Source organism: Gilliamella sp. B3023 (assembly GCF_026536845.1).
GTDB lineage: Bacteria > Pseudomonadota > Gammaproteobacteria > Enterobacterales > Orbaceae > Gilliamella > Gilliamella apicola_E.
This window is the reverse complement of the sequence record NZ_JAFNNH010000057.1, coordinates 1-1116: the sequence shown is the minus strand read 5'-3', so window position 1 is coordinate 1116 and position 1116 is coordinate 1. Positions and strand designations below refer to the sequence as shown.

Sequence of the window (1116 nt, the reverse complement as noted above, 5' to 3'; positions counted from 1 at the left end):
GAAAAAATCATTGGATTGGATTTTGTTCGTAGTCGGACAAAAGAGGGGTTAGAAGATGACTGGCTTATCGAGATGTAAATGATGAAAGTAGATAATATTAATCAACTTTTCAAGCAGATACAGAGGGTTGATAATCAAGGTACTTCGAATTTTGCACAAACCAATGCAACCCCAAAAAAAATTTGGTTATAATTCAGCCGTTAATATCACCAAAACTGCCTAAGGAGAACAGTATGAGGGACCAAAAAGAGCGAGTTTACAGTATCGAAAGATTGACTAAAAATGAATTCAGACATGCTTTGGCGGTAAATTTAATTACACAAGAACAACATGACAACTATCTGCAGCAACTCAATGAATTAACGTCTTATATTTATGAAAAATATAAAGATAGTTTAGCTTTTTACGATGAAGATTGGATTAAAATCAATGACTATTATGAAAAAATTGTAGCCTTAGATTTTATCAGAGATTATACAAAAGAAGAGTTAGAAGACAGTTGGCTTATTGAGATGTAAATAATGAAAGTAGATAATATTATTCAACTTTTCAAGCAGATACAGAGGGTTGATAATCAAGGTACTTCGAATTTTGCACAAACCAATGCAACCCCCAAAAAAATTTGGTTATAATTCAGCCGTTAATATCACCAAAACTGCCTAAGGAGAACAGTATGAGGGACCAAAAAGAGCGAGTTTACAGTATCGAAAGATTGACTAAAAATGAATTCAGACATGCTTTGGCGGTAAATTTAATTACACAAGAACAACATGATAATTATCTGCAGGAGCTCAATAAATTAACGTCTTACATTTATAAAAAATATAAAGATGACCCAAGTTTTTATCCAGATGATTGGGATAAGATAAATAATTACTATGAAAAAATTGTAGCCTTAGATTTTGTTAGAGGCTATATAAAAGAAGGGTTGGAAGACAGTTGGCTTATCGAGATGTAAATGATGAAATCCCCCTAAGGAGTGCAGTATGCGAGACCAAAAAGAACGAGTGAAAACAATTGAAAGCATTATGAAAAATGAATTCAGACATGCTTTGGCGGTAAATTTAATTACACAAGAACAACATGACAAATATCTGCAGGAACTCAATGAATTAA

At 32.5% G+C, this 1116-nt stretch carries 2 protein-coding genes; both read left to right on the top strand.

The window, feature by feature from the left end; genetic code table 11:
• Positions 1 to 233: 233 nt before the first annotated feature.
• On the top strand, positions 234 to 518 hold the full coding sequence (locus J3U16_RS11935; RefSeq protein WP_267343196.1) for a hypothetical protein: 285 nt from the start codon (positions 234 to 236) through the stop codon (positions 516 to 518).
• A 155-nt stretch (positions 519 to 673) separates the two neighbouring features.
• Positions 674 to 958 carry a hypothetical protein gene (locus tag J3U16_RS11930; protein WP_267343194.1) on the top strand — a complete coding sequence of 95 codons (285 nt, stop codon included), beginning with the start codon at positions 674 to 676 and terminating at the stop codon, positions 956 to 958.
• Positions 959 to 1116: the final 158 nt, after the last annotated feature.